Source organism: Luedemannella flava (assembly GCF_039528515.1).
Classification (GTDB): Bacteria; Actinomycetota; Actinomycetes; order Mycobacteriales; family Micromonosporaceae; genus Luedemannella; species Luedemannella flava.
Map to the genome: position 1 here is coordinate 1 of NZ_BAAALT010000010.1, position 4,688 is coordinate 4,688.

2 rRNA genes are annotated in these 4,688 nt (G+C 56.7%); both read right to left on the reverse strand.

From position 1 onward, the window contains the following. Nucleotides 1–2,616, reverse strand: a 23S ribosomal RNA gene (locus ABD211_RS03080); the annotation flags it as partial. Between the two features lie 353 nt (nucleotides 2,617–2,969). Continuing rightward, a 16S ribosomal RNA gene (locus ABD211_RS03085) occupies nucleotides 2,970–4,472 on the reverse strand. Between the last annotated feature and the right edge of the window lie 216 nt (nucleotides 4,473–4,688).

Sequence of the window (4,688 nt, forward strand, 5' to 3'; positions counted from 1 at the left end):
GCCGGATCACTAGTCCCGACTTTCGTCCCTGCTCGACCTGTCAGTCTCACAGTCAAGCTCCCTTGTGCACTTGCACTCAACACCTGATTGCCAACCAGGCTGAGGGAACCTTTGGGCGCCTCCGTTACCTTTTAGGAGGCAACCGCCCCAGTTAAACTACCCACCAGACACTGTCCCTGAACCCGATCAGGGTCCGAGGTTAGATACCCGAATCCAACAGAGTGGTATTTCAACGTTGGCTCCACCCGAACTGGCGTCCGAGCTTCAAAGCCTCCCACCTATCCTACACAATTGAACTCAAATACCAATGTCAAGCTATAGTAAAGGTCCCGGGGTCTTTCCGTCCTGCCGCGCGTAACGAGCATCTTTACTCGTAGTGCAATTTCGCCGGGCCTGTGGTTGAGACAGTGGGGAAGTCGTTACGCCATTCGTGCAGGTCGGAACTTACCCGACAAGGAATTTCGCTACCTTAGGATGGTTATAGTTACCACCGCCGTTTACTGGCGCTTAAGTTCTCAGCTTCGCCCTTACGGACTAACCGGTCCCCTTAACGTTCCAGCACCGGGCAGGCGTCAGTCCGTATACATCGTCTTACGACTTCGCACGGACCTGTGTTTTTAGTAAACAGTCGCTTCCCCCTGGTCTCTGCGGCCACCTACCGCTGCTCCAGCGTGTGGTCTCACGGTCTGTGGCCCCCCTTCTCCCTAAGTTACGGGGGCAATTTGCCGAGTTCCTTAACCACAGTTCGCCCGATCGCCTTGGTATTCTCTACCTGACCACCTGTGTCGGTTTAGGGTACGGGCCGCTCGAAACTCGCTAGAGGCTTTTCTCGGCAGCATGGGATCACTGACTTCGACTCAAACGTCTCCGCATCACGTCTCAGGCCCATGGTGTGCGGATTTGCCTACACACCGCCCTACACGCTTGCCCCGGCACAACCACCGGCCGGGATCAGCTACCCTCCTGCGTCACCCCATCGCTTGACTACTACCACCCAAGTTCCCAGCCACAATGCTTAAGTCCGAAGACCGCCACACCGCAGGTGGTTAGTACAAATGGGTTCGTCATGGTCGCTTCTTCGCGGGTACGGGAATATCAACCCGTTGTCCATCGACTACGCCTCTCGGCCTCGCCTTAGGTCCCGACTCACCCAGGGCGGATTAGCCTGGCCCTGGAACCCTTGGTCATCCGGCGGCAGGGTTTCTCACCCTGCTTTCGCTACTCATGCCTGCATTCTCACTCGTGTAGCGTCCACAGCTGGGTCACCCCGCTGCTTCACTCGCCACACGACGCTCCCCTACCCATCCACACACCTGCACAACACCCTCAAAGGGGCATCGCGGGGTACATGTGTGAATGCCACAGCTTCGGCGGTGTGCTTGAGCCCCGCTACATTGTCGGCGCGGAACCACTTGACCAGTGAGCTATTACGCACTCTTTCAAGGGTGGCTGCTTCTAAGCCAACCTCCTGGTTGTCTATGCGACCCCACATCCTTTTCCACTTAGCACACGCTTAGGGGCCTTAGCTGGTGATCTGGGCTGTTTCCCTCTCGACTACGAAGCTTATCCCCCGCAGTCTCACTGCCGCGCTCTCACTTACCGGCATTCGGAGTTTAGCTGATTTCGGTAAGCTTGTGGGCCCCCTAGACCATCCAGTGCTCTACCTCCGGCAAGAAACACGCGACGCTGCACCTAAATGCATTTCGGGGAGAACCAGCTATCACGGAGTTTGATTGGCCTTTCACCCCTAACCACAGGTCATCCCCCACCTTTTCAACGGTGGTGGGTTCGGCCCTCCACGCGGTCTTACCCGCGCTTCAGCCTGCCCATGGCTAGATCACTCCGCTTCGGGTCTAGAGCATGCGACTGAACGCCCTGTTCAGACTCGCTTTCGCTACGGCTCCCCCACACGGGTTAACCTCGCCACATGCCACTAACTCGCAGGCTCATTCTTCAAAAGGCACGCCGTCACCTCGTTCTTACGAACTCAGCTCCGACGGATTGTAGGCAAACGGTTTCAGGTACTATTTCACTCCCCTCCCGGGGTACTTTTCATCTTTCCCTCACGGTACTAGTCCGCTATCGGTCACCAGGGAGTATTCAGCCTTACCAGGTGGTCCTGGCAGATTCACGGCAGATTTCAGGAGTCCGCCGCTACTCGGGAACACGCACAACAGGTCTGCAACTTTCACCTACCGGACTATCACCGTTTACAGCGCCACTTTCCAGAAGCTTCGGCTAGCCACAGACTTTCTCACTGTTCGACCACGTGTCAGCATGATCAGCACGGTCCCACAACCCCGCACACGCAACCCCTGACAGGTATCACACGCACACGGTTTAGGCTCAATCCGCTTTCGCTCGCCACTACTCACGGAATCACTATTTGTTTTCTCTTCCTGCCGGTACTGAGATGTTTCACTTCCCGGCGTTCCCTCCACACACCCTATGTGTTCAGGTGTGGGTAACCCGACATGACTCGGGCTGGGTTTCCCCATTCGGACACCCTGGGATCAACGCTCGGTTGACAGCTCCCCCAGGCCTATCGCGGCCTCCCACGTCCTTCATCGGCTCCTGGTGCCTAGACATCCACCGTTTGCCCTCAGCAACTTGACCACAAAGATGCTCGCGTCCACTATGCAATTCTCAAACAACAACCAACCCACAAACACCACGCTCAAACCATGCACCACAACCGTGGCAGGTATCCGAACCAGTTTGTGACCGGAACCCGAAACAACACTCACAGCGCATCCCGCGCTCGTGCTTGTTCTTTCAGGACTCAACAGGGTGCCCATCACCAAACACGCCCACCAACCCGCGTTCCACACCCACAAAGGAGTAGTACTAACCGCAGCTGCCGTGCGTGCCTGATTTGCCAGTGTCTCCGCCAATGAGCAAACCCCGCCCGAGCATTCGTCGGACGCGGGCTCTGAACACCCGACAACGAGTGTTGAGATGCTCCTTAGAAAGGAGGTGATCCAGCCGCACCTTCCGGTACGGCTACCTTGTTACGACTTCGTCCCAATCGCCAGCCCCACCTTCGACGGCTCCCCCCACAAGGGTTAGGCCACCGGCTTCGGGTGTTGCCGACTTTCGTGACGTGACGGGCGGTGTGTACAAGGCCCGGGAACGTATTCACCGCAGCGTTGCTGATCTGCGATTACTAGCGACTCCGACTTCACGGGGTCGAGTTGCAGACCCCGATCCGAACTGAGACCGGCTTTTTGGGATTCGCTCCACCTTACGGTATCGCAGCCCTTTGTACCGGCCATTGTAGCATGCGTGAAGCCCTGGACATAAGGGGCATGATGACTTGACGTCATCCCCACCTTCCTCCGAGTTGACCCCGGCAGTCTCCCATGAGTCCCCGGCATTACCCGCTGGCAACATGGAACGAGGGTTGCGCTCGTTGCGGGACTTAACCCAACATCTCACGACACGAGCTGACGACAGCCATGCACCACCTGTGACTCCCCCCGAAGGACACCGTATCTCTACGGCTTTAGAAGCCATGTCAAACCCAGGTAAGGTTCTTCGCGTCGCATCGAATTAATCCGCATGCTCCGCCGCTTGTGCGGGCCCCCGTCAATTCCTTTGAGTTTTAGCCTTGCGGCCGTACTCCCCAGGCGGGGCGCTTAATGCGTTAGCTGCGGCACAGGGAACCGGAGAGGCCCCCCACACCTAGCGCCCAACGTTTACAGCGTGGACTACCAGGGTATCTAATCCTGTTCGCTCCCCACGCTTTCGCTCCTCAGCGTCAATATCGGCCCAGAGACCCGCCTTCGCCACCGGTGTTCCTCCTGATATCTGCGCATTTCACCGCTACACCAGGAATTCCAGTCTCCCCTACCGAATTCTAGCCTGCCCGTATCGACTGCAAGCCACGCGGTTGAGCCGCGGGTTTTCACAGTCGACGCAACAAGCCGCCTACGAGCTCTTTACGCCCAATAAATCCGGACAACGCTTGCGCCCTACGTCTTACCGCGGCTGCTGGCACGTAGTTGGCCGGCGCTTCTTCTGCAGGTACCGTCACTTGCGCTTCGTCCCTGCTGAAAGAGGTTTACAACCCGAAGGCCTTCATCCCTCACGCGGCGTCGCTGCATCAGGCTTTCGCCCATTGTGCAATATTCCCCACTGCTGCCTCCCGTAGGAGTCTGGGCCGTGTCTCAGTCCCAGTGTGGCCNAGGGATCGTCGCCTAGGTGAGCCGTTACCCCACCTACTAGCTAATCCCATCTGGGCACATCTGATGGCATGAGGCCCGAAGGTCCCCCACTTTGGTCTTGCGACGTTATGCGGTATTAGCTACCGTTTCCAGTAGTTATCCCCCTCCATCAGGCAGTTTCCCAGACATTACTCACCCGTCCGCCGCTCGTCACCCGAGAGCAAGCTCTCTGTGCTACCGCTCGACTTGCATGTGTTAAGCCTGCCGCCAGCGTTCAATCTGAGCCATGATCAAACTCTTCAATTTAAGTTTGATGCTCAAAGAATTAAACTTCGTAATGAATTACGTGTTCACTCTTGAGACTTGGTATTCATTTTTCGTCCGAGGACGTTAAGAATCCATGTCACTTTGAGTGCCCACACAGATTGTCTGATAAATTGTTAAAGAGCAGTTGCGACGCGCTTTAGCGCTCTGTCGCGAGGTGGCGTATATTACGCTTTCCTCTTTCAGAGTCAACCCGTT